The following is a 26,380-nucleotide window of genomic DNA, read 5'->3' on the forward strand; positions in this document are numbered from 1 at the left end:
CACCAACGCTACGAAAGCTGGCTCAACGACCATTGACAGCTATAGGAGCATCAATTTAGGCCGAACGAACCCCTTCATGCAGAAAAGTAGGAAACTAGAAGAACATTTCGGCTGAGGGTTGGTTGCTAAGATGCAGCAATTGGCTTGAGTCATTTGGGGGAGACCATGCGCTTGTTGTCTTCTTTTCGTCATGTCTGGCGCAATCTGAGCGCCTTCATCCTTGTAGCGGCGCTCGTTGCAGTCGGGATCCCTGCCCAAGCGGCGACCACCGACACTGGCTCGATCACCGGCACCATTTCGGGTGCTCCTGGTGTTGACGTCAAACGTCTCTCGGTCTCGGCCATCGGTCTTGTCGACGGCTCCGAATGGGGCCACGCCTGGACCGCAGCAGATGGAACCTACACGATGGTCAACGTGCCGACGCGCACTTACAAGATCAGGGTCGGCGGTGGAAGAAGCGGGGGGTACGACACCTGGTATGGCGGGGCAGTGTCAGAGAATGCAAAGACGGTGACTGTGCCCTCTAACCAAGTTCTCACCGGAATCGATGTCGTCGTGCCCTTGGGAGCTACGGTTTCGGGAAGGGTGTCCGTTCCTGAAGGATTCTTGGTCAGCAAGGTCTTGGCAGAAGCCTTCTGGGGCTACACCCCGGCCACTCAGCTGTTTTCACACGCCGATGCTCAAGGGAACTACGAGATCAGGGGTTTGGCTCCCGGAACATACATCATAAACTTCCGTACGAATGAGGCCCTTGAACAAACCTCCTACCATTTGGGTGGAGGATCCACGGGTTTCACGCTGCTTAACATTGCCGGGTCGGAAAAGCTCACCGGGATCGATGTCACCATGCTCAAGTCATCCAGCATTTCCGGCAAGGTGACACTGCCGCCTGGCGTCAGCACCGACGGTCTCAAGGTTTCGGCACGGAGGGAAGACAACAACGTCGAAGGCAGGGGATCGATATCACCCGACGGGTCATTTCAGATTACGGGCCTGTACGAAGGGAAGTATCGGATCAGGTTCGAAGCCGGCACCACTGGGCTCGTTGACCAGTGGTACAGCGACGGGACCGGCACCGGTTCAGCCACGAGCATTGATGTGCCTCAGTCGACCGATGTCGGCGGGGTCAATCTGACGTTGGTCCAGACTCCGTCCTTTGGTGATGTTGCACCTGGCACTGCGTTCTTCGACGAAATTTCGTGGCTCGCTGCAAGAGGTGTCACGGGCGGATTTCCTGATGGTACCTTCCGCCCACTAGACGTGATCCATCGAGATGCCATGGCAGCGTTTATTTACCGGGCAGCCGGCAGGCCAGAGTTCACGCCACCAGCGGTGTCGCCATTCCGTGATCTAGCCACTTCGGACCCGTTCTACAAGGAGATCACCTGGCTGAAGTCGAAGGGAATCACCAACGGTTATCCGGACGGCACGTACCAGCCACTGGGTGCCATCAATCGGGATGCCATGGCCGCTTTTCTGTACCGCATGGCCGGCGGTGTCGGCTGCGCTTTTCCGCTGGCGGAGGCGCCGGCCGAAATCCCCGTTTTCACCGACAACCCCGTCGGCGGTTCATTCCACAACGAGATCCAGTGGATGGCCTCGTGCCGCATTTCAACCGGCTATGCCGACGGATCCTTCAAACCGAGCGAGCCTGTCCACCGGGATGCGATGGCGGCGTTCATCAAGAGGCTGAGTGTGCAACCAGGGTACCTGGGTCTAAATTGACGAAGCTTCCCGGCAATTTCCACGGGCGTTCCAGGAGAAGCGGGCACCGGTCTTCAGGGGGTAGGGAGGCGCTAGAATTCTGTACATGACAACCCTTCCAGTTGCAGAGGCTCGATCACACTTCTCGCGGATCGTGGAACAGGCATCGTCCACCCATGAACGATTCGAAATCACTCGAAACGGCGCACGTGCCGCGGTCCTCCTGGGCGCCGACGATTATGACGCCATGATCGAAACGGTGGCGGTATTGTCCGACGCGAAACTCGTCAGGGATATTGGAAAGGGGCTGAGAGAACTGGCTGGCGGACAAACCTTCAGCATCGACGAGGTCAAGGCGGACATGCGCACGACCAAGCACGGGGCGTGAGCCCTCGTTATGAGGTCAGATTCTCCAAGTCGGCGAAACGGGCTCTAACCGATGACCTGCCGGAGAAGGTTGCAGCTGCTGCCTTTGAGTTCATCACCGGCGCCCTGAGTGAGAACCCTCAACGTGTGGGCAAGCAGTTGCAGGAGCCGCTATTCCCCTTGTATTCGGCCAGACGGGGAGAGTACCGCGTCATCTACCGGATCGTGGAGGACGTTGTCCTGATCGAGATCGTCTCGATCGCGCATCGCCGCGACGCCTACCGCTAAGACGGACTCGCGGCTTCGGGGCAGGCGGAATGGCAAGCACATCCGCCTCGTGGCTCGCCACGATCGGTGGGTTGCTTGGTGTGGTGGGCTGGCTGCCATTCTCGGCTTTGGCCGCCTTGGACGATCTCGCCAGCGCGATGGCCCAGGTACCGGGCGGCCGCTATTCCGCTTTGGGCGGCGTGCGCGATGGTCGCCAGTAGCCCTCTCACGATCGCCGCGTTCGCTTTCCACGACGGCGGACGCACCGCCGTCGGCGTCGTCGCGCTGACCCTGTTGCTGCTCGGCAGCCTGCCTGCGGCCCGAGGCATGGCTGTTCCCCGACGCACGGCCAGGGCCCAATCGGACTGGGGTGTATCCGGGCTCCCTGCCCGGGAAACCGTGGCCCGTACTAAGCCGTGCAGCCGAACCTAAGTAATGTACGGGCCGAACTCTGCCTCAGGGTCGCGCCTTCTCCCTGGGAAAAGAGCGCGTCCTGCTTCATCAATGGCAATTGCCGGGATCAGGACGAGGCCCACGGTGATGGACAACGTGGTCCACGCCGCGTCTTGCAGAACATCTTTCGGTGGCCGCTTCGGCTGCTCTGGCCGCCATGGGCCTCCATGCATCAGGGTGATCATGGTTTGAGGGTAGGGACCGGGACCGCGCAGCGCCTGAGTGGTAACTACTTGTCTAGCTCAGGGTCCGTACTCGTTTCAGCCCGCTGGCCGGGATGTGGGGGAGGGCTGCTGATTCCGTGCCCGGTGGATGCGGTACTCACGCCCGGTGATCCAGACGATGAAAATGTCGAAGGCTGTGAGGAGGACAAGCCCCCAAGAGAAGGCAACGGCGATCCGGTAACCCTGGTAAAGGATGAAGACCAGCAGGAATGCGATCATCCACGGGTAGGCCCAGAGCTTGTCCTTCAGGACGGCCCAGACCAGGACGATTTTCACCAGGCCGTGCAGCAATAGGTAGATCGCGCCGAACAACGTCGCCGAACCTGAGAGGTTGGAGCTCAAGTGCACCAAGCTGTTCGCCAGGAAGTCGTGCGGGTCTTGGGCGAGCTCGTGCTGGGTGAGGACCCGGACCAGATCACCGATTTGCCGGGGAGTCACCAACAGAAGAAGAATGCCGCCGATCAGTTCCAGGACGCCGTCGAGGCCTTTCAGGATGAGGCTCACGCGAAATGTCCGGTCGAGCAGGGTTGTTCCAGCCGGTTTCGTTTCCATGACACATCCCTTCGGTACCTCAAGATACATTCTTTCTTATGCCCCTCTCTTCTGATCCCGCAGGAGTTTTCGCAATTGAAACACGCGGCCTGAGCAAGCATTTTGGCAGGCATACCGCCGTCGATGGCCTGACCATGCGCGTCCCTGCGGGAGCCATCGCAGGTTTTATCGGTCCCAATGGGGCAGGAAAGACGACCACCATTCGCCTGCTCTTGGGGCTGGTGCGACAAGATGCGGGCAGCCCCACGGTTCTGGGCCACTCTCTCACCGAATTCGAGCGCTACCTGCCGCGCGTCGGAGCCCTGGTCGAAGCGCCGGCGTTCTATCCGGGCCTCTCCGGGCGGACCAATCTGGAGGTGCTCGCCCGCCTTGGAGGGCATCCCGGTTCCCGCGTGAGCGAACTGCTGGAAGTGGTGGGACTTTCCGATCGGGCGCGTGATCGGGTCGGAACGTATTCGCTGGGCATGAAGCAGCGCCCTGGGGTGGCGATGGCCCTGCCGCCCGATCCGGATCTGCTCATTCTCGACGAGCCAGCCAATGGCCTTGATCCCCTCGGCATCATCGAGATACGCGAGATGCTGCGCCGTTTGGCCGGCCAGGGGAAAACCATCCTGCTCATCCTGGTGGTCGAAGGCATCATCGCGGTGGTGTTGCCGCAGGTAACCCAGTGGTTCCCAGGCCGGGTGTTCAACACCATCGGGGGGACCACCGTGCCCCTGGTTGGCCCGACCCCTCCCCAAGGCTATCCGGCGGCACTGGGAGCAGCACTCCTGTGGATTGTCGGCTTCGTCGTGGTGAGCGCCGTCGTGTTCTCCCGCCAGGACGTGAAAGCGTGACAGAAAGAGCGCGAGGTGAGTCCTCCGGCGTCGTCGGCAATGAGCGCCTGACCGCACTGATAGGGGCCGTGGTTCTGGTTCTGTCGGTGGCGGAGATCGCCACCGTTCCGACCTTGGGCAGCCTGATCGTGGCGCACTTCTTCGTCGGCGTGCTCCTGGCGGGCCCGGTCGTTGCCAAGACGGCCAGCACCGGGTGGCGATTCATTCGCTACTACTCGGGGGATCCAGCGTACCGCCGCAAGGGTCCGCCCCGGCTGCTGCTGCGCGTGATGGCTCCGGTGCTCGTCGTCTCGACGATCGCGCTAATCGGCAGCGGCATCGCCTTGGCCATCACCGGCCCTGCCCCCGAGATCCTGATCCGGGTCCACGTAGTCAGCTTCCTGGTCTGGCTTGCCACCCTCGCAGTGCACGTCTTCGCGTACGTGAGGCGGGTACCCCGGTTAATAGCCGACGACTGGCGCCGCCCCCTCCCGCGGACGCGGGAGAACGGGGCCGCACCGGGGCCTTCGGGACGCCGGATGCGGCTCGCCGTCAACATTGCGGCGCTCGTGCTGGCCGCGATCGCTGCGGTGCTGCTTCTGCCGACTGCCGCACCATGGGAGGGGTGGCGTGGTCAGGCCGTGACCGGACTCGGAGTTCTCGCCGTCGCAGTGTGCATCGGGACCGCGGTCGCGGTCATGCTCAAGCGCCGCTAGAGGAGGAAACAAAGCCCCGCGTCGTCGGGATCATTGCGCGGATGGCCGATTACAATCTGCTTTCGCTCTGGTGGCGCCGCGAGTCCAGCCACCACGCCAACGCCGGCGGGGACAGGAGAACTTCATGAATGATGGGCCCCACACAAGGTCTCAAGGCCCTCGCCATATGCGCCGCAAATCCCGGCGGAAATCCATCATTCTGATCTCGGCCACGGCGGTCGCAGCCGCCGTGGCTTTGGCCGCCGCCACCGCTGTCACCTATGTGGGCGCGACGGCGGTTGCGGTCAACAACAACGTCCACCGCTCGGATGTCCTGAAGGATATGAAAACGCTGCCCGCGGCGGTGCCGAAACTGGGCCAGGACACGAACATCCTGATCATGGGCCTGGACACAAGGGTTGACGAGAAGGGCAAGCCTCTTCCACCCGAGATGTATGACGCCTTGCACGCGGGGGATGAGAATATCGGCGGGTACAACTCCAATGTGCTGATGCTCATCCACATCCCCGCGGACGGTTCCAAGGCCGCGGGGATTTCCATTCCCCGGGATGACTACGTCCAGGTCGACGGCATACCCGGAAGCGGCCCCTTCAAAGCCAAAATCAAAGAGGCGTACGGCTACGGCTTCGCGGCAGAGAAGACCTCCTTGATCAACGCGGGAAAGCCCGACGACGACACGACGTACCAGGCGGCCCGCGACGCCGGACGCAAGGCCGAAATAGCTACCGTGACCAAGTTCCTGGGCAGCGTCCACATCGACCACTTCCTCGAAGTCACCATGGCCGCGTTCTACGAAACGGCCCAGGCCATCGCGCCCATTACCGTGTGCGTCAACAAGGCCACCCAGGACACCTTCTCCGGGGCCGACTTCAAAGCAGGCATGCAGCAGATCAATGCCAAACAGGCGATGGCCTTCGTGCGGCAGCGCCGGGACACGTCCGATCCGACGTACCTCTTCTCGGACCTGGACCGCGAGCGCCGTCAGCAGGCCTTCATCGTTTCGGTCTCCCACCAGCTCAAGGACGCCGGGACCTTCACCGATATCGGGAAAATGCAGGGTGTCCTGGATGCGGTGAGCAAGAACATCGTGGTGGATTCGGAGTTGAACCTGATCCAGCTTGCCCAGCAGGCCACGTCCCTGACCGGGGGCAACATCTCCTTCTCCACCCTGCCGATCACCGGCTTCGGAACGTCCCCGGATGGCGCCTCCATCAACACCGTGGACATCAACCAAGTTCAGGCCACTGTCAAGGAACTTCTCACCCCGGTCCCGCCGGCTCCCGCACCGACGACGACGGCGACCGCGACGGCGGCGGCCACCCCGCCGGCGGCAGCCGCAGCCTCTGCGGCACCCACCTCTGGGGGTGCAGCACCGGCAGCTCCGTCAGCACCTGCAAGCAACGTCTATGCGGATTCGACCGGGGCCCTCCAAGGCGGCGCCATTCCCTGCGTCAAATAGCGGCTTTTCGTTCCGCCGGGTTGTAACGTTTTCGTTTTTGCTTGCGCTCCGGAGACCTCCCGTTCATACTAAATGAATCCCGTTCATTTTGTGATATCCGTCTCCTTCGAGCTCTTGCCAACGGAGGCATCCCCTTCATCACGCGCAGGAATCTGCTTCCCACGAAAGGCCCTATCGTGAGTCAAACTGCAAACCAAGATCCACCGGCCGGCGCTCCGGTCCCTGTGAAGTCACAGCCGGGCACTGCCACGCCCATGCCTGAGACCGCGTCGACAGCTCCCCGCGCTGCGAGGGCAATGGAGAAGAGATCGATTGATTGGGTCCCGAACAACGAGCGGCACGGTAAGCTGCGCGGCGTCGGGGCGATCTGGTTTGTCGGAAACGTCAACCTGACGGCGATGGCGACCGGAACGGCCGCGCTTGCCGCGGGAGCCGGATTGATGTGGACGATCGTAGCAACCGTGCTTGGCTCTCTCTTCGGCACTTTTTTCATGGCTTTCCACAGTGCGCAGGGCCCCCAGCTCGGGCTTCCGCAACTGGTGCAATCGCGTCCTCAGTTCGGATACATCGGTGCAGCCATCACTGTCTTCATCGCCGCCTTGGTCAACTATGTCGCCTTCAACACGAGCGACGCGCTGCTGTCCGGCTCTGCGACGAATCTGCTCTTCGCGGTGCCGCCTCGAATCGGTTTTACGATCGCTGCCGTCCTCGCCGCCGTGCTGGCCCTCTTCGGCTACGACTGGATCCACAAGGTCAACAAGTGGCTGACCTTTCCGCTGCTCGGCCTCATGGGAATCCTCACCGTAGCGGCCCTGACCAATGGGGCGCTCCCGGCGGGAGCCTTCGACCTCGGGGAATTCAACGGCCCGGCCTTCTTGACCGTCTTCGTTATCATGGCCGGATTCCAACTCGGCTGGGCGCCCTACGTGTCTGATTACTCCCGCTACCTTCCCGCGTCGATCGGCGTCAAGGCGGCCTTCTGGTGGACCTACCTGCCGAGCGCGATCTCCGGGATCTGGGTATTTGTGCTCGGTGCGATCATGGCGGCTGCGTCGCCAGGCGCCGACCCGGTGACCGGGTTCCTTGCCGCCGCGGTGAACTTCGGCGGGCCCGTCTTTGGCTGGATCGTGATCGCGGCCCTGCTGGTCGGGGTGCTCTCGGTCATGGGCATCAACCAGTACGGCGGCAGCCTCACGATGATCTCGATCCTGGACTCGTTCCGGCCCGTCAAACCGACCCTGAAGCTCCGGGCCATCACGATTGGGCTGATGTTCGTGCTGGTGTTCGGCATCTCGCAAGTGGTCGGGATCGACAGTTTCAACGCCTTCTACGGCAATGTGTTGATCTTCATCGCGTATGTCTTCACGCCGTGGACCGCCATTAACCTGGTCGACTTCTTCTTCGTGCGCAAGGGCAAGTACGTCATCGGCGAAATCTTCAACCCCGACGGGATCTACGGTCGATGGGGCTGGCGCGGCACCACGGCATACCTCGTCGGCATCGCGGCCATGATCCCGTTCATGGTCACGGCCCCGTTCGTGGGCTCGATCGCCCAAGGGCTGGGAAGCGTCGACTACTCAATCTTCGTCGGACTCCCCGTTGCCGGGATCCTTTACCTCGTCCTCTGCCGTAGCCTCGACCTCGACAAGGAGCAGCGGATGGTGGACGCCGAAGGACTGCTCCTGCATGACAAGCACTGACTGCGGGTCCGCCCTGCACAGCGGCTCGGACACAATCCGACAGCGCCCCCCGGACGCTTACGTGAGGCGGATCTGGCGATTTGCGTCGGTGTAGAGCAGGTAACGGAACTTGCCCGGGCCACCTGCGTAGCAGACCTGCGGACAGAATGCGCGCAGCCACATGAAGTCGCCGGCCTCGACCTTCACCCAGTCGTCGTTGAGCAGATAGACGCCGTTGCCTTCGAGGACGAACAACCCATGTTCCATGGCTGGTGTTCCAGAGAACGGGATGGAAGTGCCAGGCGCGAAGGTCACGATGTTCACGTGCATGTCATGCGCGAGGTCGTCGGGATCCACGAATCGAGTGGTGGCCCAACTGCCGTTGGTGCCTTGCATCTGGCTGGGCTCCACATCCTGATCGCGGGTAACAAAGGACGTGGCCGTATAGCCATCCGCCGGTTCGTAGGCCTTACGGATCCAGTGGAAATTTGTGATCCCGTCCGAATCGTTCCTTACGGACCAGGCGGCCCCTGCGGCGATATACGCGTAACTGCCTTCCTCCAAGATATGCAGTTCTCCGTCAAGCGCCAGGGTAAGCCATCCCCTTGTCAGGAAGAGGACCCCCTCGACGGCGGCTTCCGGCTCGGGCTTCCGCGAACCGCCGCCGGGTCCCACCTCGACGATCAACTGGGAGAACCTTGTCGCGAAACCTTCGATGGGGCGTGCGATGATCCAGGACCGTGTGTTCTCCCAGCCGGGGAGATTGCTGGTGACTGTGTCTTTAAGGACGCCCTTAGGTATGACGGTATATGCGTCCTTGACCATGGCCCGGTCTTTTGGGAGCTGGGCTTGTGGAATGGCGACTTCGGGGTGAAATGAACTGGCCATCTAACTGCGGGTCCCTGCAGCCTGCACAGCAAGGTTCCCGGCATTGATCGGGCCGCCTTCAGCTACGGTTTTCTCTCCGTTGAAAGCACGTAGCATGGCTTCGCGGTCGAACTGCCCCTCCCATTTGGCGACGACGAACGTCGCAACGCAGTTGCCGAGCAGGTTCACCACGACGCGCATGGAGTCCATGAGGCGGTCGGCTCCCAGGAGGAGTGCGACGCCGGCAACAGGGAAGATGCCCAAGGCGCCTGCGGTGGCGGAGAGTGCGAGAAAGGCCGAACCGGGGACACCTGCCATGCCCTTTGAGGTGAGCATCAGGATGCCCAGGGCGGCCAGTTGCTGCCCGAGATCCAGGTGGTGGCCGAAGGCCTGTGCAAGGAACAATAGCGAGATCGACAAGTAGATGGCCGCACCGTCCAGATTGAAGGAGTAGCCGGTGGGGACCACCAGGCCGGCGGTGGAACGGGAGCAGCCGGCGTCCGTCAGCTTGGTCATGATCCGCGGCAGGACCGACTCAGTGGACGCGGTGCCCAGAGCCAGGAGGAACTCCTCGCGCGTGTATTTGATGAACTGCCACAGCGGGACCCGGACCAAGCCCCAGGCGATCAGGAACAGCAGGCCAATGAACACGATCGCCGCACCGTAGCAGGCCACGATGAGCAGGGCATAGGTGCCCAACGTGCTCAGTCCATACTGGCCAATGATGAACGCCATGGCACCGAAGGCGCCGATCGGTGCCAGGCGCATGACCCAGCCCATGATCTTGAAGAAGGCCTCCAGGATGGTGTCCAGGACCTTCATGACAGGGGCACAGCGGTCCTTGCCGATCACCACAATTGCGGCGCCGAAGAAGACAGAGAAGCAAAGGACCTGGAGGAGGTTGTTGCTGGCGAAGGCGCCGATCACGCTCGTCGGGATGATGCCCAGGATGAATTGTCCGGCGTCGCTGGGCGGCGCGGTGCCGGTCTTCGCCTTCAGGGCGTCCTGGCTCAGGGTGCTCGGATCGATGTTCAGCCCCGCACCGGGCTGGACGATGTTCGCGACCACGAGGCCGAAGGCCAGGGCAAACAACGTGGCCCCGGTGAAGTACAAGAGCGCCTTGACTCCCACTCGGCCCACGGCTTTGACATCGCCAACGGCCGCGATCCCCGTGACGATCACCAGGAAGATCAGCGGCGCGATGATCATCTTGATGAGCTGGATGAACCCGTCACCGAGCGGGCGTAGTCCTGCCCCGATCGACGGCCAGAGATACCCGATCAGGATCCCGGCGACGACGGCGACAAAGATCTGGAAGAACAGGGATTTGTACAGCGGTTTCTTGATGGCGACTGCCTGCGCAGCGTTGATGTCGAGTTTCATGGCGAAGCCAATCCTCATGCGGAACCAGAAGTCCGCGGCCGAAATTCAAGGGACCCTACCAACGTAGGGGAGCATTGTTTCCGGCCTGAAACGAATGTATTAAACTGTCGGAACTTTGAAACATCTGTTTCAATGTTGGCGCACTCGTGGTCTGAGGATGGTTTCTGGCCGTCCGAGAGTCGGATCTACCGAAGCTTTTCGACCTCTCCGAGCGAGTCGAAAAGGCCTGTGATTTCACTGATGCGTTTGGTCCCTGGTCTTCCGGTGGCCGCAAGTACCGCGTTGGCGAGGACACTCAGGAGGCTCATGGGCGCAGCATAACTGTCGAAGGCTCCAGTGCCTTCCACGGGACACTTGATCCACACCTTGGCGTCGCCGGCCATCCGGCGCCCGGTGGCGTCGCCAATCAGGATGGTGGCCGCACCTGTTCCGGCAGCAGCTTTGAGGACGTTTGAGAAGGCTTCTGGACGGCGGCGGAATCCCAGCAGCACCACAGCATCGGCGGGACCGAGCCCTGCGAGTTCTTCGCCCACGCTTTGGCCCGGCTGCGGAGCTAGCCCGACGCCGTCGCGGCATTGGAGGAGCTGTTGCCGCAAATGGAGCGCGAGGGGAAAGCTGTTTCGGAAGCCGATGAGCAATACCTTCCGGGCTCCCGCAAGCAGATTGGCCACTTCGCCCAGCCGTGTTTCGTCAATGGACTCGAACAGACGCTGAAGGTTCCGCTGTTCCAGTGCCGCGTGGGTCGGCAGACCGCCGTCGGAATCCCTGGTGGCGAGCGGCACACCGCTGGACCGCAGTGCCCTGGTGTGCTCCTTGACCTCATTGAAATCGGCAAAGCCGAGCCGGCGAAACAAGCGGCTCACGGTTGCCTTGGAGACTCCGCTCAGGCGCGCCAGTTCGGCCGCGTTGTAGACGGCGAGATCACCCAAGTGGTTCAGGATGGTATCTGCCGCGAGCTGTTCCTGCGGGCCAAGCGCCGGATAGTGCTGTTCGATTCGCTCATCGATCCTCATGAAACAACCGTCTCACGCCCCTGCGCTGTTCCCACAGCCGCTTCTTTTCTTTGTGTGGTCTTTGCCGGGTTTATCTCTCCGATAGGCTCGACGAATGAGTGAAAACACCCCAAGGCTCGCAGGATATCTGGACAAGCAACAGCCTGGACTTTATCAGGCACTGTCCGCCTACGCGGGGCAGGTCACTGCGGAGGCGGACAGGACCGGGATCCCGCGCCGAACCCTGGAGCTGGTGAACTACCGGGCTTCGCAGATCAACGGCTGCGCCTTCTGCCTGGACCTGCATCACCGCCGCGCCATTGGCTATGGCGAGACCGAGCAGCGGCTTTCCCTGGTGTCGGTGCACGGCGAAGTGGGGCTCTTCGACGAGGCCGAACAGGTTGCGATTGAGCTTTCCGAACAGATCACGCGAATGTGCACAGCTCGTCCCACGGCCGAGCTGTTTTCCCGCGCGCGGAAGGTCTACACCGAGGAACAGATCAGCGTGCTGTGCATGGCGTGCATCGGCATCAACGCCTTCAACCGCCTGTCCATCCTGAGCGAGCACCCGGTGCGCAAGGCGCGTTCATCGTCGTGAAGCGTGCGAAGTCGCACGACGCCGGCTTCGAACCAAAGAATGGAACGAAGCCGGCGTCTGCGATCTAAATGTAAGGACATGCCATGGGCAGTTGCGTTTGGGTACGACAAACAATCATCAGGAGTAAAAAAGCCCCCGAGCAGCGCAAGAATAGAAGACGCCCCCGGTGATTCCACCGGCGGCGACGAGGCACGGAACGCAACCTGTGCCGGCGCTGCCCACACAGATGGCGGAGCATGCAATAGTGATGGCAGTAATCACCCAGGACGCCACTCCAGCCCCGTTAAGACAGGCAGTGAATTCGTTCCATCCCACCGTAACGTTCTTTCCTAAGGGCACCTGATCGGGTACGAATCGATCGAGCACCTTCGTTCCGTCGATCCAGGTCGTTACCGTTCCGCCGCCGGCGCCCTGCAAGAATATTGTTTCCACCCTCTGAATGGGCTGGCGCGTCGTCTTGTCGAACAGCAACGAGATACCGGAAGGTTCCACAACCCCGGAGCCAATCAATCCCGAACGCACCATGACCAGATCCTCATTTGCGAATGCGCGGAGAGTTGCTGGGACTATCTTTCCCGTCCCTGAAGGAACCGGTTTGGCGTCTAGGAATGCCTCGCCCCAGTTCTCGGCGTCGCCAGCACCGAGTGGCTTCCAAGTCTTCTCGAACTCGGCGACTGTCTTCTGGACGCTCGGTGTCGTAGACCGATAAATACTTGTCGCAGTGACGCCTTCGTCGACGGATACGCCCCCTGTCGTATCTTGTTTGTCGAATGTCCCTACCAGTGGCAGAAGGTATGCCGCAACGACTGCAAGCGCACAGAATATGGCAACTAGCGCGGCTTGAGAGCTACGCACGATTTTCATTTGAGTCATCCTGTCTTTCCGATTTCCACTCACGGGTACGTAGGAACAGGGCTGCCCCAAGCATCAGTAGTCCGCCTATCCAGCCGACAACCGCGAAGCTCCCTCCGACTGCTGCGAAAGCGAAGCACGCAGGAGCCGCCAACAGCGGTAGCATGAAGATTTTGTTTGCTGCCATGAATTGACCCCTACTCTCACTCGGCGATTGACCAAGGCGCGCGAACACGACCCGCTGTGAGCCATCGATGCTTTGCCTGACGTAGCATCCAAATGTTCCGGAATATCTGCGACGAGGCGATGAGTTGCATGTTCCTCTTTGAATTAGGATCGGCGCCGGTCCTGTGCTGATCCTAAGCGGCCGTTTCACCTTTAGATACGGATTTCCGCAGAATTGAGTGCCAATCTGACTAAATTGAGTGCCAAAACTGAGCAAATTGAGTGGTGCGCAGACGTCTCACTGTGAGTAAGGATGCTTCGCCTGGGAGCGTTAGGTAATCAGCTGGCGTGCCGAGGCACAGATCAGCGTGCTGTGCATGACGTGCATCGGCATCAACGCCTTCAACTGCCTGTCCATCCTGAGCGAGCACCGGGTGCGCAAGGGCACGCAGCCAGAGACTTCTTGACCCGAGAGCCAGAAATCTTGCCTCAGGGATTAGCGCTTTTCATAATCCGTTCGTAGGATTTGCCTATGTCTATGGGGAGATTAGTTCGTAAAGCAGTTATTCCGGCCGCCGGATTGGGCACGCGCTTCTTGCCTGCCACCAAGGCGATGCCGAAGGAAATGTTGCCGGTAGTGGATCAACCGGCCATCCAATACGTGGTTGAGGAGGCCGTGAAGGCGGGCCTCAGCGACTTGCTCATGATCACAGGCCGCAACAAGCGCGCTCTTGAAAACCATTTCGACCGTGCACCTGATCTCGAACGCACGTTGGAGCTGAAGGGCGACGAAACCCGACTGGACGCAGTGAGGCATGCCTCCGAGCTTGGGCCAATCCACTACGTGCGGCAGGGCGAACCGAAGGGTTTGGGCCATGCCGTGCTGTGCGCCAAGCAGCACGTGGGTGACGAAGCGTTTGCCGTGCTTTTGGGGGACGACCTTATTGACGAGAACGATGAGCTCCTGTCAACCATGATCGACGTCCATGCGAAGACCGGCGGTTCGGTTATCGCCCTCATCGAAGTGGACCCGTCACAGATCAGCGCGTATGGCTGCGCTGACATTACGCCCATCGCGGGCGAGGACTACGTCCGGGTCAACAGCCTTGTGGAGAAGCCTTCTGTCGAGGAGGCGCCATCAAACTTGGCTGTCATTGGACGCTATGTACTGCACCCGGCCGTGTTCGATGTCCTTGAGGAGACCGGGCCCGGACGCGGTGGCGAGATCCAGTTGACCGACGCCCTCCAAACTCTCGCAGAGGGAGATGGTGAAGGCGCGGGCGTTTACGGGGTCGTCTTCCGAGGCCGTCGCTACGACACAGGGGACAAGCTCAGCTACTTGAAAGCCGTAATCACCTTAGCGTCCGAGCGGGCCGAATTCGGTGAAGACCTCAAGTCCTGGATGAAGGGATTCCTCGGCTAGGACTAGGAGTGCTGCATGCTTAGCCGCGCGTAGCGCAGAATCCTAAGGATGGCCGGAGCCAGCTCGTCTTCCATCCGCAGGTATGCTTCAGCACCCTGCTTGTAGGGGTCAGCGACGTCGTTGTCTGAGGATTTTGCCGCGAGGACGAGGTGACGCACTGAGGATGCCCGTGCCGGCAGTTCTCGCCATAGTTGGGTGAAATCAGAGCCCGACGCCGGTGCGTCGCCTCGTTCTTCAAGGGCCGTCACCATCCGTGCGAACTCGCGGATGGTGAAGGTCCTCTTGAGCAGCGAGGCATCCAGTTGCAGCACTTCGCCGCGGTGGTGGGACGCCATGGTGAGCACCAGATCCGCCTGCCTGAGGATTTTCTGGGTGAGTTGCCGGGCGGCAAAATCATCCGGTGTGCCGCCGTACGTGCGGATGATGTCGGCAGACAGCGGTTGGATGGGACTTCCCACCATCGCGCGGGTGCCGGCGCTGCGCACTTCGAAGCCGCCGGGGAGAACCTGGTCCAGGCCTGCCTGGAGCAAACGTTCGGCTACGGGGGAGCGGCAGATGTTGCCGGTGCAAACGGTCAGTATCCGAATGGGTTGGGTTGATTCCAAAGGTGTAGCTCTTTCACTAGCTGGCAGGCGCGTGCGACGCCTGTGATTTACAACTTAACACGGCAGACATCGGGGCTCATTCAAGGCCTGACAGCGCTCAGCGGCAACCGTTTCAACACTGTCGCAAGCAACAGTCCGAGGCCGGCTCCAAAGGTATTCATGAGGATGTCCTGGAGGCTTGAAAAGCGCTGTGGCAGGAACAGCAACTGGCCGAGCTCCACCGTCCCTGATACTGCCGTACCGAGCGCCAGGAGCTGCCACCATCGCTTGCGCCGAAGCGTGAGCGCAAGAAGAAGCCCTGCAGGTGCAAAGAGGAGTACGTTGGACGAGGCCTCGACAAATCCGTAGTCGATCCATTCGGGTATGCCGTTTCGGTGGAGCAAATCCAAGAGGACTGAAAGGTCGCCTGCTGCCGGCTTGTCCACTGGCGTCGGCCAAAAAGCGATGAATGCGAGTACTACGAAATAGCCCAGAAGAATCCAGCGGAGTAGTCCAATTCGGGCAAGCGATTTCTGGAAGGAGCCCGATTTCACGAGTCTCGCAACAGCACGAAAGCAGCCATACCGAAAGAAACCACGGCCAGCAGGATCAGAAATATCGTCGGCCAGGCCCGCCTCGGGACGGCTGGAATTCGTGGAATCGCGGGCAACTCCACTCTGAAGCTCAGCCTCTTGCGGCGTCGCCAATGTCTCCCCATGTTCATAAGTTACCGTAGCGCAAACAAGGAGGGGTTGTTTCCGGATCACCGGAAACAACCCCTCCTTGTTTGCGTTTAGGCTGCGGCTACGGTTTCGTTCTTTGCGCGGCGGCGAACCACCACTACGGAGGCCGTGCCGGCTACGAGTGCGCCAGCGCCAACCAGGCCCCAAAGGATCAGGTTGGAATCGACGCCGGTGTTAGCCAAGCCGGTACCACCGGTGTTGGCGAGTCCTGCGCCACCTGTGTTCGCGAGTCCTGCACCGCTGACCCCTGCTGCGACAACAGTCGACGTGACGCTGTGGCCGGAGGTCGCACCGACGGCGGTCAGCTGGTAGGTACCTGCCGCAGTCAGCGTGACGTCGGTGGAGAAGGCGCCGGAGCTGTTGGCAACAGCGCTCACCGTGGTGGGTGCCAGGTGAAGGGCGCCGGGTACGGCCAAGGCGAGGCCGCCACTGGTGCCGGGTGCTGCTGCGCCCTGAGGAGCGGCAGTAAAGGTGATTGTGATGGTGATGGTTTCTCCGGGCGTAAAGCCGCCCCCGGAGAATACGACGGTTCCGCCAACGGTTACCGTTGCGCTAGAAACGGTACCCGGGACCGGTGCCGGGTAGTCGACGGCCATTGCTGGAGCGGAAGCGGCAAGAGCGATGGTGCTGGCAAGTGCGAGCACTGCAAGTGATTTTTTCAATTTTTGTCCCCCTGAGACCTTGGTACGTACTTGAGACCTGATACGTAATTCATTGTGATGACGTGATTTCATCCACCACGAACACGTGAACTGAAATCTGAGACCCACCCAACAGAGAAGCTATCATCCTAAGGGTGCTTACAGCAAAGTAAATCCAAACTCGTTACAAAGGGTTAACACCCCGTCTATCCTGTGGCTTCACAGCTTGCCGATTGAGTCGGGAGTATTACCTTGTCCATGGATTGGACAGTTGGCGTTACTACCACTTCGGGCTCGCTGTGTTGGACGATCTTCCCGAAAGTGAATTCCACAGTGCTGCTTTGCCCTGGTGCCAGCCGGACAGAGAGAATGCCAACTGGCCGGTCGTCGTGGCGTTGCGCGCCGAAGGGGACGTTCTTCCCATCTTGGGTTGCAGTCTCAACGTAGGCCAGGGCAGGACCATAGGCGATGACATTGCTTTGGGCGGAACCGGGTGGCACTCCATAGCCCCCGCCTCCGGTCACGTATGCCGGCAAGGATGTTGCCGCGTCGATCGGAGCCGTGTTGGTGCTAGTGATTCGAACCTTGACGGTCCCATAACCATCGGGAGCCGTGCACTGCTGGACAAGCTGAACTGTGCGTTTCACGTAGTAGTCCATTTTCGCACCCGTGCCGTCATTGAAGTAGGCGCCGAACTGGGCCGCCGGCACGCTGGGACCCGAAATCGACCCGCTGAGCGTGTACTTCGCTAGCGTGGACTGTTCCGCAGTGTCCGCTGACCAAAGCAGAACCCTGTGTTCTTCCACGCCTTTCCCGACGCCGGCAAGCAGGCTTTTCGCATTACCCTTGCCGGAAGTGAAGGCACCAAAGATCTCTCTCGCCACGGTGGCGAAATAGATGTCCTGTGCCTTGGGATCCTTGATCTGGGCGTACACATCGGAGAGCAGGGTTTTCACCACGTTCTTGCCGGAAAGCTGGCTCGGAAGCTTCCCTTCCGTCAGGGCAAGCATCTGTGGATCCTGGAGGCTGACGGGCCCCGTGGCGTCCAAGATGTAGCCGAGAGCCACAGGATCGATTGCAATCGCTCCGTCTAGCTGTTCTCCCTTTTTCTGTTCCCACATTTTCAACGCTGTAGTAGCGGAGGTGGGGAAATCGGGAGTGAAGTTGACGTCCTGCATGAACGTGCCCAGGCGGTCGGTGTAGATGCGTTGCTGCTCAGCATCAACGGCTACTGGCGGGTTGAACACTCCAAGCTCGGTGGCGCTGCTTTCAGCGGAGAGACTGATTTTGCCCTTGTCTGCAGTGAGCACCACCAGGGCACCGGGGATCCCGCCAGTGGCTCGGGCTTCGGCATTGTTCTGGACGAGCAGCAGGTAGTGTCGCGGCTTGTCGGAGCCCAACATGGCCGGGGCCAGGCCTGCTGCGTCAGATGCCGTGTCCAACTCATCCACAACGGAGCTAAGCTGCTGCCTGGCTTGCGTCAATGGCCCGGCGATCTGAGGAAGAAGGCTGCCTGCATCAATCCCGTTCAGCCGTTCAGCCGAGGCGCGTACGGCGTGTGCAGCGGATGCAACGGCAGGAGCCGCCTTTCGGATCGGCTCCAAGTCCGTTCCGCTTCCACCGGGCATCAGCTTGTCCCAGTTCAGGGAGTCGTACACCTTGACCAAAGGGGCAACGCCCAGCGTCGCTACGTCGTCGGTTGAGCGCGCTATTTCGGCAGTGGCGGAAAAGTTTGCGCCCAGCCATGGAGTCGCCGAGGCTAGGGACCAGAGGGGGTCGGAGGCGGCGGCGCGCGCAGCTGCGGTGTGGCGTAGTAGTTCCTCGGCGGTGGAGGAAGCCTCGGCAGGACGGTTCTGGAGGATGCTCTCCTTGAGCTTGGGTACCAACTGGGTGGATGCCTCAAGCTCGGCCTTGATAGTGGATGCCTTCGCGCCCAGCCACAGGACGACCGCCCCAGCGATCATCAAAAGAACCGCGAGACTTATCCCGACTTTCGATAGGCGGCGCCTGCGCGTGCTTGGGACCGCTTTCCTTCTGTCCCCGCGCAGCTCGCTTTTGTCCGGGATGCTTTCGGATTGTTGAGTCTCGGTCACGCTTTATGGCCTTCCGAGTCCGCGATAGTGCCAACCGGCCGCACGCCATTTGGCGGCTTCGAGGACGTTTCGTCCGTCGAGGATCCGGAGCCCAGCGACGCCGTTGCTCACTTCAAAGGGATCGAGTTCTTTGTATTGCTGCCATTCGGTGAGCAAAAGCAGAGTGTCGGCCCCTGCGATTGCCTTATCCAGATCGGGTTCGTACTGCAGTTCAGGGAAGCGTTTGGCGGCGTTGTCGAGGGCTTTCGGGTCGGTGACCGTCACAACGGCACCTTGGAGTTGGAGTTGGGCGGCGATGCTGAGAGCCGGCGAGTCCCGGACGTCGTCGCTCTCGGGTTTGAAAGCAGCTCCGAGCACTGTGACGCGGTGTCCCAGTAGGCTTCCTCCGCAAAGTTCGCGCGTTAGCTCCACAACCCGGGTGCGGCGGCGCATGTTGATTGCATCCACTTCCCTCAAGAAGGTCAAGGCCTGATCGGCGCCGAGTTCGCCGGCCCTGGCCATGAAGGCCCGTATGTCCTTGGGGAGGCATCCTCCGCCAAAACCAATGCCCGCGTTGAGGAATTTGCGGCCAATCCTGTCATCCATTCCGATGGCGTCTGCGAGTCGGGTGACGTCCGCTCCAGTGGCTTCACAGACTTCGGCCATGGCGTTGATGAAGGAGATTTTGGTCGCAAGAAACGAATTGGCGGCGGCCTTCACAAGCTCCGCGGTCGGGTGGTCAGTGACCAATCTGAGAGTTCCTGCAGACAGCGGAGCAGCGTAGACCTCATCCAGAATGGTCACCGCGGGGTGGTCTTCAGATCCATCCGGGACCCCGTAAACGAAACGGTCCGGACTCAACGTGTCGGACACAGCATGGCCTTCGCGGAGGAACTCTGGGTTCCAGACCAGGTGGGCCCCAGGCTCGTGGTCCTGGACAAGGCGGGCGAGCCGAGCGGCAGTGCCCACTGGGACTGTCGATTTACCTACGACGACATCGCCGGGAGCCAAGTAGGGAAGAATCCCCGAGGTGGCAGCATCTACGTAAGTCATGTCGGCTGCATTCTCGCCCTTCTTCTGTGGGGTTCCGACGCAGATGAAATGTACGGTGTTGCCTGCCGCGGCAGACATGTCTGTGGTGAAGGAAAGACGCCCGGTCGCTTGAACATCGGTGAGGAGCTCTTCGAGGCCAGGTTCGTAAAACGGGGCCCGGGCCGCCGATAGGTCCCTAATTTTTCGCTCGTCCACATCGATGCCGACCACGTCGTGGCCGAGCTTTGCCATGCACGCGGCGTGTACGGCGCCGAGATAACCACAGCCGATGACTGAAATACGCATTGTGTTACCTTCCCAAAACCAGAAAGAACGGCTTTGAGCCGCAGAAGTTGGACCGAATCCAGATCAGACAGCTCCGGTGCTTGCAAATACCGCTTTGAAGGTCTTGATGAGTATCACCACGTCACCCATGAGTGACCAGTTTTCCACGTAATAAAGGTCAAGGCGGATACTCTCCTCCCAACTGAGGTTGGATCGCCCACTAACCTGCCAGAGTCCACTCATCCCAGGACTGACATAAAGCCGACGGTGGGCTGCATCGTCATAGAGGGCAACCTCTCCCTCTCGCTGAGGTCGCGGGCCCACCAGGGACATGCTTCCACCCAAAACGTTGAGCAGTTGGGGGAGTTCGTCCAAGGAGTATTTGCGGAGTATGCGCCCCAAGGGTGTAATTCGCGGGTCGTTTTCGATTTTGAAAAGAGGTTTGTGATCTGACCCTTGTGCCTGAAGTAACGCCGCGAGTTCTGCATCGGCGTTGACCTTCATGGAACGAAATTTCAACATGTCAAACGTAGTTCCGCGCAGTCCAACGCGCTCCTGACGATAGAACACGGGGCCCGGGTCGGTCATCCGAATGAGCAGAGACAACACAAGGATAACTGGGGAGAGGAATGTCACAAGCGCGCCGGCCACGGTGACGTCGAAGGCCCGCTTGGCGACCTTCTTCCCGCCGGTCAGCTTTGGTGTTGAGACATGGATTAACGGCAATCCGGCTACTGGCTGGGTGTGGATTCGTGGACCAGCCACATCGGTGAGGGCAGGAGCTAGGATCATGCCGATGTCCTTTGCCGCTAGCTCCCAGCCAAGGCGCCGCAGGTCTTGCGGATGCATGTTGACCCCGGCGGAGATGGCGACCGAGTCGACATTGGCCTCCAGAATGGTTGCCAGAAGCGAATCAAAGTCGGACTGCGTTCCTGTGACAGGAACGGTGAAGTTTCCAACATCTACGCTAGAAGCGCCAGGCAAATGAACGGATACAGGGCGATAGCCTGCGGCCGGCACGCTATTAAGGGAACGGACAAGGTGCGCCGCAGAGAACGGGTCACCAATGATGAGCACGCGTGAGCCGCTCATTCCGTTCTTGCGTTCGAGACGAAGGTGCTGCCGAACAAACCACCGACCGGCCAACAGACCCAATGCTCCGGCAGGAAAAGCAAGTCCAACAAACCCCCTGGCCGTATCGATTCTCAATGCGTAAGAGACGACGGCCACAAACCCAAATAGCCATGCCGAACTTGCTATTACTCTCTTGTATTCTTCCGTCCCAGAGCCTAGAACCCTTGCTTCTCTGGTTCCCCAGAATTCCAGCATGGTCCACCAACAGGCCATTAGCCCGATTGAGAGGAGAACGTAGTCGACCTCCTTGACATTTCTGTTTTCAATATCGGAGAAGCCAAATCTGATCCCGAATGCACCCACTACAGCCCAAATGACTATGCCGGCGTCAATCAACCTGAGCCGGGACGAGTAGCGGATCCGCCAATCGACTTGTGATCTAGGAACTACCGTACTGTCCTTCGCTTTAGTTTCCATGCTTCAAGCGGCCCCCATCGCTAGTTATCTCAGGATCTAACGTCGCCGACGTTCGCGCGAAACCAGTCGACAGTCTGTCTGACCCCGTCCTTCAGCCCGATGCTTGATGACCAACCCGACTGTGCGAGCTGCGAAACATCCAAGAGCTTTTGGGGTGTCCCATCCGGCTTGGAGGTGTCCCAGAGCATGTCGCCCTGATAACCGACGGCATCGGCCACAATTGATGCAAGCTCCCTAATAGTTACGTCAGTTCCAGTGCCAACGTTGACTTGGGCGGGCCCATCGTAATTCTCCAAAAGGTACAGACATGCTGCGGCCATGTCGTCAACGTGCAGAAACTCCCGGCGGGGTGACCCTGTTCCCCAGTTCGTCACAGTCCGGGCGCCTGATCGTACAGCCTCGTCGTAACGACGTATCAGGGCAGGAAGAACGTGCGAACCCTCAGGAGAAAAGTTGTCGCCAGGTCCGTAGAGATTGGTTGGCATGGCGGAGATCCATGGTAGTCCGTACTGTCGTCGGACAGCCTGGATCTGCATAATTCCAGCAATCTTGGCGATCGCGTAGGCATCATTCGTCGGCTCAAGGTGGCCTGTCAAAAGCGAGTCTTCCCGGATGGGTTGCTCCGCCAACTTCGGGTAGATGCACGACGAGCCCAAGAACAGCAGCCGCTCGACACCGTATTCGAGTGCAGCGTCCAGGACGTTTACTTGAATCCTTAGATTGTCGCTGAGGAAGTCAACGGGATAGGTGCTGTTGGCAAGAATGCCACCGACCTTTGCCGCGGCGAGGACCACATACCTTGGTTTCGTTGCCTCGAAGAAGGAGAAAACGTCTTCGCGGTTCTTCAGATCAAGCTCGGCAGAAGTGCGTCCAACGAGCTTGTCAAAGCCCTCGGCCTCGAGGTTCCGCCAAATAGCGGAACCCACAAGGCCTCTGTGTCCGGCTATGTAGAAAATCGATGACCGGTCAAGCTTGCCCGGAGTGAACTCAGTCCAAGACTTCACTTTCATCTCCAACTTGCAAGGTCAACACTGTCGATCCAGTGGCTCCCAGCATGCTTCAGTGTCTCTATGTCCGCGTCCACCATGATTCGCGCGAGTTCCGGTGTGTGTACCGACGCCTTCCAGCCAAGCTTCTCTCGGGCCTTGGACGCGTCACCCACCAACGCATCTACTTCGGTGGGACGGAGATACCGTTCGTCAAACCGGACGTGGTTTTCCCAGTTAAGCCCGGCGTGTTCGAACGAGATTTGAAGGAAGTCCCGGACAGTGTAGTTGCCTCCAGTAGCCAGTACAAAGTCGTCCGGTTCATCGGCCTGCAGCATGCGCCACATTCCTTCGACGTACTCTGCGGCGTAGCCCCAGTCCCGCACTGCGTCAAGATTTCCCATGTACAGAAGGTCCTGCTTACCTGCCTTGATTGCGGCGACGGCACGGGTGATCTTTCGTGTTACGAAGGTCTCGCCCCGCCGCGGCGACTCGTGGTTAAACAGAATGCCATTGACGGCAAACATTCCGTAGGCCTCGCGGTAGTTCTTCGTGATCCAGTAGCTGTAGACCTTTGCCGCGCCGTAAGGCGATCGCGGGTAGAATGGAGTGTCCTCGTTCTGCGGCGGAGGCGTCGCTCCAAACATCTCTGACGAGGATGCCTGATAGAACTTTGTTTCGATTCCTGACATACGGACGGCCTCAAGGAGCCGGACGGTACCGACGCCTGTGGTGTCGGCCGTGTGCTCGGGCTCATCGAATGAAACGCGAACGTGAGACTGTGCGGCCAGGTTGTAAACCTCAGCGGGCTTGATCTCCGCCAACAGCGTGACCAGACGCGCTCCGTCACTGAGGTCGCCATAGTGAAGGAAAAGCTTCGCCGCTGGGTCGTGCCGATCGACATACAGGTGGTCAATTCTGGCCGTATTGAAGGTTGAAGCTCTGCGGATAAGACCGTGAACCTCATATCCCTTAGAAAGTAGTAGCTCGGCAAGGTACGAACCGTCTTGCCCGGTGATGCCACTAATCAACGCGCGCTTTGCCATTGTGCCCCCATGTTGCAAAAGATGAGTCGCGCGGCCTGACCGCTGCGCGACAGTGCCTGACTCTTGGACCAAAGCATAGCGTTTTGCATACTTTAGCTGAAATCGGATCTATTGTGTCTAGTGGGCGAACATGTGGTTACTCGCCCGGAGGTCCATCGGCGCGACAGCGATACTACGAGCGACACTACGATGAAGTGCATCAGTTCCATTCTGGATGGGACGTGCAGCCCAGACCATCGAACGACGAAGCGGATCTATCGTCCCCCATCGCGCTACCAACTGGAGCGCTAGCTACTTTGCAGGAGTATTCGTGGCGTCTATCGCTAGGTCAGTAGCATCCGGCTCTGCGTGGTCCTACGGTGCGCAAATAGGTGCCATCGTCATGCAGCTAGGATATGCCGCAATCACTTCTCGCCTGGTAAGTGCGCAAGTGTTTGGAACGTATTCAGTGGCCCTACTCATTTCCAATCTTGTCGCCATACTTAGCGTTGCGGGGCTGGGGCAGAGCGTGGCACGAAGCAAGGTCGTGTCGCCGGAAATGCTCCGTGGACTTGGTTCAATCGCCTTAATGTTCGGAGTGATGGCTGCATTGCTGATTAGTCCGTTCGCGGAAGGTTGGGCCCTGTTGTGGGGTGACGAATCAGCCAAAAATTCGATCGTTATTGTCGGCGCCGCCGCGCTATTTGCGCCCAGTGTCGGGCTACTGTCAGGTGTTCTTCGACGGGATGAAAAGTTCAAGGAACTAGCTCAAGGCACGATGTTTTCGACGCTGGCAGCGTTAGTAATCTCTGCTTTTCTGGCAGGAATCACCGGTGTACCAGAGGCGCTCATTGCGGCTCCCGTTATGACGCAAATATTCTCCTACTGTTTCTTTCAAATTGCTGCCGGATGGAGTACCTTGCCTGGTCGATTGAGGCGCGACCTTGTTGGGCATTTGTCTTTCAGTTGGAGAGTGAGTTTGGCAAATTTGATGGCATATGGCATTGAAAATCTGACGCGATTCTCTGTTGCGCGATTTGTAGGGCCGAGCGCTCTCGGCGCTTGGAACAGGGGAGATGTCATGACGACAACGCCTTTCGACAAGCTTCAGAGTGCCATGATGCAGGCCTTGTACCCTCAGTTTCGCCATGATGTCGCCGGTTCGGAGCGAACTCGACGCGTTTGGACTGACATTCTGATTGTCGTCGGATGGGTTACCGCTCCTGCATGCGCATTCTTGGCTGGGGCAATACCAAGTCTTGTCCCACTTATTCTGGGACCGGGATGGAATTTCGCGTCGCAAATCGCTGTTGTCTTGGCGATTGCAGCTGGCTTCAGGGGTGTTTCGATTCAGCTTGCTTCTGCACTCGAGGCTTTGAGTCTATTTCGTTGGATTTGGTCCACGCACGCCCTTCTGCTCCTCGTACAGCTGGTCATGTGCTTTGCCGTATTCCAAACAAGTACGGTTTGGCCGGCAGTCATCGGATGCGTCCTGGTGCCTATTGTTCGTCATGGATTACAAGTATATCTTTGCCGAAAAGCCGGCCTGCTTCATGCCTTTGCCCTTCTCAAGGGATACCTTCAAATTACGATCGTATGCATCTTTTGTGCACTGCTTTCCGGAACAGCTAGTTATGCGACCATTACTTTTCAACTTGGCCCCTTGAATTCATTTCTGCTCTTGTGTGAAGCGACTCTATTGACGGTCCTTGGATTTCTTCTTATGGGCAGGAAACTTCCTATCATTGTAATTCTCCATCGGTATGGGTTGTTTCGTCGAAATATGGACGATGGAAAATAACTAAGACGCCAAGCGTGAACTTCGGGGCAATATTGCACCTAGTGCACTGGTCATAGCCTTCCGGTGCGTCCGGGTTATATTGAACGAGCTGGCTTTTCAGACACTGATGGTTTTATTCAATTGCCACCGGTGTGGCCTTCATCAGGAGGTGCGGACGGCATCGGGAGTGACGGCGCACCGCCGAGGCCGGCTGCCCGTGCTGTGGCGTCATTAGCACCCGCGTGCATTCCCGCAGGCCCCAGCGTGCGCGACATCCCGGTCGCGGGCCCGGTCGAAGTGGTCTGGGCCAAGCGGAGATTCTTCTGCGATGGGTGTCTGTGCCCGCGGCGGACATTCACCGAGGAGACCGCCCAGGTGCCGCGCCGTGCACGGTCCACCCGCCGGCTCCGTGCGGTTCTTCCGCGCCCCGGCCACCAAGGCCTGGCAACGCTACGAACCACGGAGAGCCGCCATCGTTGATCTGGACACCGGACAAGTCCTGGGGATCGTGGACGGCCGCGACAGCGAGGTCGTCGGAGACTGGCTGTTCGCCCGTCCGCTACAGTGGCGCCTGGGCGTGCAGGTCGTCGCGATCGACCCCTCGGCGGCATTCCGCAAGGCCCCGCGGATCTGGCTGCCGCGCACCGCTGTCTCGGTCGACGCGTTCCATTTGGTCAAGCTCGGCAACGACATGCTCACCGAAGTCCAGCAACGACTCACCCAGCAGGTCCACGGCCGGCGTGGACGCGCCAGCGCCCCGGTCTGGGCCAGCCGGCGCGGCTGCTCCTGCGCGGCGCCGATACACTCTCGGACCGGGCCCGGAACAGGCTCAGCACCGTGTTCGCCACCGACGACGCCACCGGGAAGCTGCAGGCCGTCTGGCAGGTCAAGGAACAACTGCGGGTTCTGTTGCGCACCGGCTCCCTGGACGATGCCGCGGCAGCAAAGATCGAACTTGAGGAACTGGTGAAGAAGGCAGCACGGCCGGAGACGAACAGGCTCTACCGCACCGTCTGCCGGTGGTGGAAAGAGATTGAGGTGCTCATCATTACCGGGGCCACGACAGGCAAGGTAGAGGCCAACAACACCGCGATCAAGAACATCAAACGCAAATCAGTTAACCGGCCTTCGATGACCGGACACGCCACGAATTTCCAGAAGCCTCG

At 59.8% G+C, this 26,380-nt stretch carries 26 protein-coding genes and 1 pseudogene; 13 read left to right on the plus strand and 14 right to left on the minus strand.

The window, feature by feature from the left end:
- Nucleotides 1-165 precede the first annotated feature (165 nt).
- The 5 genes from QRN52_RS23150 to QRN52_RS23170 all read left to right on the plus strand — a co-directional run bounded on the left by QRN52_RS23150 (nucleotide 166) and on the right by QRN52_RS23170 (nucleotide 2,769).
- On the plus strand, nucleotides 166-1,725 hold the full coding sequence (locus QRN52_RS23150; protein WP_284756155.1) for an S-layer homology domain-containing protein: 1,560 nt from the start codon (nucleotides 166-168) through the stop codon (nucleotides 1,723-1,725).
- Nucleotides 1,726-1,810: 85 nt separating this feature from the next.
- Entirely contained in the window at nucleotides 1,811-2,092 is a 282-nt protein-coding gene (locus tag QRN52_RS23155; protein WP_284756156.1) for a type II toxin-antitoxin system Phd/YefM family antitoxin, read from the plus strand.
- Nucleotides 2,089-2,358: a type II toxin-antitoxin system RelE family toxin gene (locus QRN52_RS23160; RefSeq protein ID WP_284756157.1), complete on the plus strand. Its 270-nt coding sequence runs from the start codon at nucleotides 2,089-2,091 to the stop codon at nucleotides 2,356-2,358. The genes QRN52_RS23155 and QRN52_RS23160 overlap by 4 nt, the downstream gene beginning before the upstream one ends.
- A gap of 29 nt (nucleotides 2,359-2,387) precedes the next feature.
- The gene (locus QRN52_RS23165) at nucleotides 2,388-2,558 is read left to right on the plus strand and encodes a hypothetical protein (RefSeq protein WP_284756158.1); all 171 of its coding nucleotides are present in this window, start codon (nucleotides 2,388-2,390) and stop codon (nucleotides 2,556-2,558) included.
- A complete protein-coding gene (locus tag QRN52_RS23170) occupies nucleotides 2,545-2,769 on the plus strand; it encodes a hypothetical protein (protein ID WP_284756160.1) in 225 nt (74 codons plus the stop codon). Before QRN52_RS23165 ends, QRN52_RS23170 begins: the two co-directional genes overlap by 14 nt.
- On the opposite strand, the gene QRN52_RS23175 is transcribed toward QRN52_RS23170, so the two are convergent.
- Nucleotides 2,766-2,975, minus strand: a complete 210-nt coding sequence (locus QRN52_RS23175) for a hypothetical protein (RefSeq protein WP_284756162.1) — start codon at nucleotides 2,973-2,975, stop codon at nucleotides 2,766-2,768. The genes QRN52_RS23170 and QRN52_RS23175 overlap by 4 nt on opposite strands.
- A 75-nt stretch (nucleotides 2,976-3,050) precedes the next feature.
- Nucleotides 3,051-3,566: a DUF2127 domain-containing protein gene (locus QRN52_RS23180; protein ID WP_284756164.1), complete on the minus strand. Its 516-nt coding sequence runs from the start codon at nucleotides 3,564-3,566 to the stop codon at nucleotides 3,051-3,053.
- Nucleotides 3,567-3,604: 38 nt separating this feature from the next.
- On the opposite strand from QRN52_RS23180, the gene QRN52_RS23185 reads away from it, so the two are divergent.
- From QRN52_RS23185 to QRN52_RS23200, 4 genes are all read left to right on the plus strand, one after another.
- Nucleotides 3,605-4,402, plus strand: a complete 798-nt coding sequence (locus QRN52_RS23185) for an ABC transporter ATP-binding protein (protein WP_284756166.1) — start codon at nucleotides 3,605-3,607, stop codon at nucleotides 4,400-4,402.
- Entirely contained in the window at nucleotides 4,399-5,097 is a 699-nt protein-coding gene (locus QRN52_RS23190) for a hypothetical protein (RefSeq protein ID WP_284756168.1), read from the plus strand. Before QRN52_RS23185 ends, QRN52_RS23190 begins: the two co-directional genes overlap by 4 nt.
- Before the next feature lie 166 nt (nucleotides 5,098-5,263).
- The gene (locus QRN52_RS23195) at nucleotides 5,264-6,556 is read left to right on the plus strand and encodes an LCP family protein (RefSeq protein WP_284756169.1); all 1,293 of its coding nucleotides are present in this window, start codon (nucleotides 5,264-5,266) and stop codon (nucleotides 6,554-6,556) included.
- A 176-nt stretch (nucleotides 6,557-6,732) separates the two neighbouring features.
- Nucleotides 6,733-8,256, plus strand: coding sequence for a purine-cytosine permease family protein (locus QRN52_RS23200; RefSeq protein ID WP_284756170.1), 1,524 nt, complete (start codon nucleotides 6,733-6,735; stop codon nucleotides 8,254-8,256).
- 57 nt (nucleotides 8,257-8,313) lie between these two features.
- On the opposite strand, the gene QRN52_RS23205 is transcribed toward QRN52_RS23200, so the two are convergent.
- The 3 genes from QRN52_RS23205 to QRN52_RS23215 form a co-directional block, all read right to left on the minus strand.
- A complete protein-coding gene (locus QRN52_RS23205) occupies nucleotides 8,314-9,123 on the minus strand; it encodes a bifunctional allantoicase/(S)-ureidoglycine aminohydrolase (protein ID WP_284756172.1) in 810 nt (269 codons plus the stop codon).
- Nucleotides 9,124-10,485: a cation:dicarboxylate symporter family transporter gene (locus QRN52_RS23210; RefSeq protein WP_284756174.1), complete on the minus strand. Its 1,362-nt coding sequence runs from the start codon at nucleotides 10,483-10,485 to the stop codon at nucleotides 9,124-9,126. It abuts the gene before it with no gap.
- 185 nt (nucleotides 10,486-10,670) lie between these two features.
- A complete protein-coding gene (locus tag QRN52_RS23215) occupies nucleotides 10,671-11,498 on the minus strand; it encodes a MurR/RpiR family transcriptional regulator (protein WP_284756177.1) in 828 nt (275 codons plus the stop codon).
- A gap of 94 nt (nucleotides 11,499-11,592) precedes the next feature.
- Here QRN52_RS23215 and QRN52_RS23220 point away from each other — a divergent pair, with 94 nt between their 5' ends.
- On the plus strand, nucleotides 11,593-12,075 hold the full coding sequence (locus QRN52_RS23220) for a carboxymuconolactone decarboxylase family protein (RefSeq protein ID WP_284756179.1): 483 nt from the start codon (nucleotides 11,593-11,595) through the stop codon (nucleotides 12,073-12,075).
- Nucleotides 12,076-12,192: 117 nt separating this feature from the next.
- Here QRN52_RS23220 and QRN52_RS23225 read toward each other — a convergent pair whose 3' ends face one another.
- Nucleotides 12,193-12,939, minus strand: coding sequence for a hypothetical protein (locus QRN52_RS23225; protein WP_284756181.1), 747 nt, complete (start codon nucleotides 12,937-12,939; stop codon nucleotides 12,193-12,195).
- Nucleotides 12,940-13,624: 685 nt separating this feature from the next.
- On the opposite strand from QRN52_RS23225, the gene galU reads away from it, so the two are divergent.
- Nucleotides 13,625-14,515: a UTP--glucose-1-phosphate uridylyltransferase GalU gene (galU, locus tag QRN52_RS23230; protein WP_284756183.1), complete on the plus strand. Its 891-nt coding sequence runs from the start codon at nucleotides 13,625-13,627 to the stop codon at nucleotides 14,513-14,515.
- Between the two features lie 2 nt (nucleotides 14,516-14,517).
- Here the strand turns inward: galU and QRN52_RS23235 are convergent, their stop codons facing one another.
- From QRN52_RS23235 to gmd, 8 genes are all read right to left on the minus strand, one after another.
- Complete coding sequence (locus QRN52_RS23235) at nucleotides 14,518-15,120, minus strand: arsenate reductase/protein-tyrosine-phosphatase family protein (RefSeq protein ID WP_284756185.1); 603 nt, start codon at nucleotides 15,118-15,120, stop codon at nucleotides 14,518-14,520.
- A gap of 80 nt (nucleotides 15,121-15,200) precedes the next feature.
- Entirely contained in the window at nucleotides 15,201-15,866 is a 666-nt protein-coding gene (locus QRN52_RS23240) for a VanZ family protein (protein WP_284756195.1), read from the minus strand.
- A gap of 26 nt (nucleotides 15,867-15,892) precedes the next feature.
- Nucleotides 15,893-16,504 (minus strand): LPXTG cell wall anchor domain-containing protein, encoded by a 612-nt coding sequence (locus tag QRN52_RS23245; RefSeq protein ID WP_284756186.1) that lies wholly within the window; start codon nucleotides 16,502-16,504, stop codon nucleotides 15,893-15,895.
- Between the two features lie 185 nt (nucleotides 16,505-16,689).
- Nucleotides 16,690-18,447 carry a DUF4012 domain-containing protein gene (locus tag QRN52_RS23250; protein ID WP_284756187.1) on the minus strand — a complete coding sequence of 586 codons (1,758 nt, stop codon included), beginning with the start codon at nucleotides 18,445-18,447 and terminating at the stop codon, nucleotides 16,690-16,692.
- 132 nt (nucleotides 18,448-18,579) lie between these two features.
- A complete protein-coding gene (locus QRN52_RS23255) occupies nucleotides 18,580-19,893 on the minus strand; it encodes a UDP-glucose dehydrogenase family protein (protein ID WP_284756189.1) in 1,314 nt (437 codons plus the stop codon).
- Between the two features lie 63 nt (nucleotides 19,894-19,956).
- Nucleotides 19,957-21,423 (minus strand): sugar transferase, encoded by a 1,467-nt coding sequence (locus tag QRN52_RS23260; RefSeq protein ID WP_284756191.1) that lies wholly within the window; start codon nucleotides 21,421-21,423, stop codon nucleotides 19,957-19,959.
- Nucleotides 21,424-21,452: 29 nt separating this feature from the next.
- Nucleotides 21,453-22,433, minus strand: a complete 981-nt coding sequence (locus QRN52_RS23265) for a GDP-L-fucose synthase family protein (RefSeq protein WP_284756197.1) — start codon at nucleotides 22,431-22,433, stop codon at nucleotides 21,453-21,455.
- Complete coding sequence (gene gmd / locus QRN52_RS23270; RefSeq protein ID WP_284756193.1) at nucleotides 22,430-23,455, minus strand: GDP-mannose 4,6-dehydratase; 1,026 nt, start codon at nucleotides 23,453-23,455, stop codon at nucleotides 22,430-22,432. The genes QRN52_RS23265 and gmd overlap by 4 nt, the downstream gene beginning before the upstream one ends.
- 310 nt (nucleotides 23,456-23,765) lie before the next feature.
- On the opposite strand from gmd, the gene QRN52_RS23275 reads away from it, so the two are divergent.
- Together QRN52_RS23275 and QRN52_RS23280 are read left to right on the plus strand one after the other, a co-directional pair.
- Nucleotides 23,766-25,235 carry an oligosaccharide flippase family protein gene (locus QRN52_RS23275; protein ID WP_284756194.1) on the plus strand — a complete coding sequence of 490 codons (1,470 nt, stop codon included), beginning with the start codon at nucleotides 23,766-23,768 and terminating at the stop codon, nucleotides 25,233-25,235.
- Nucleotides 25,236-25,542: 307 nt separating this feature from the next.
- A pseudogene (locus QRN52_RS23280) lies at nucleotides 25,543-26,380 on the plus strand (ISL3 family transposase); the annotation flags it as partial.

This window comes from Arthrobacter sp. efr-133-R2A-120 (assembly GCF_030209835.1).
Lineage (GTDB): Bacteria > Actinomycetota > Actinomycetes > Actinomycetales > Micrococcaceae > Arthrobacter.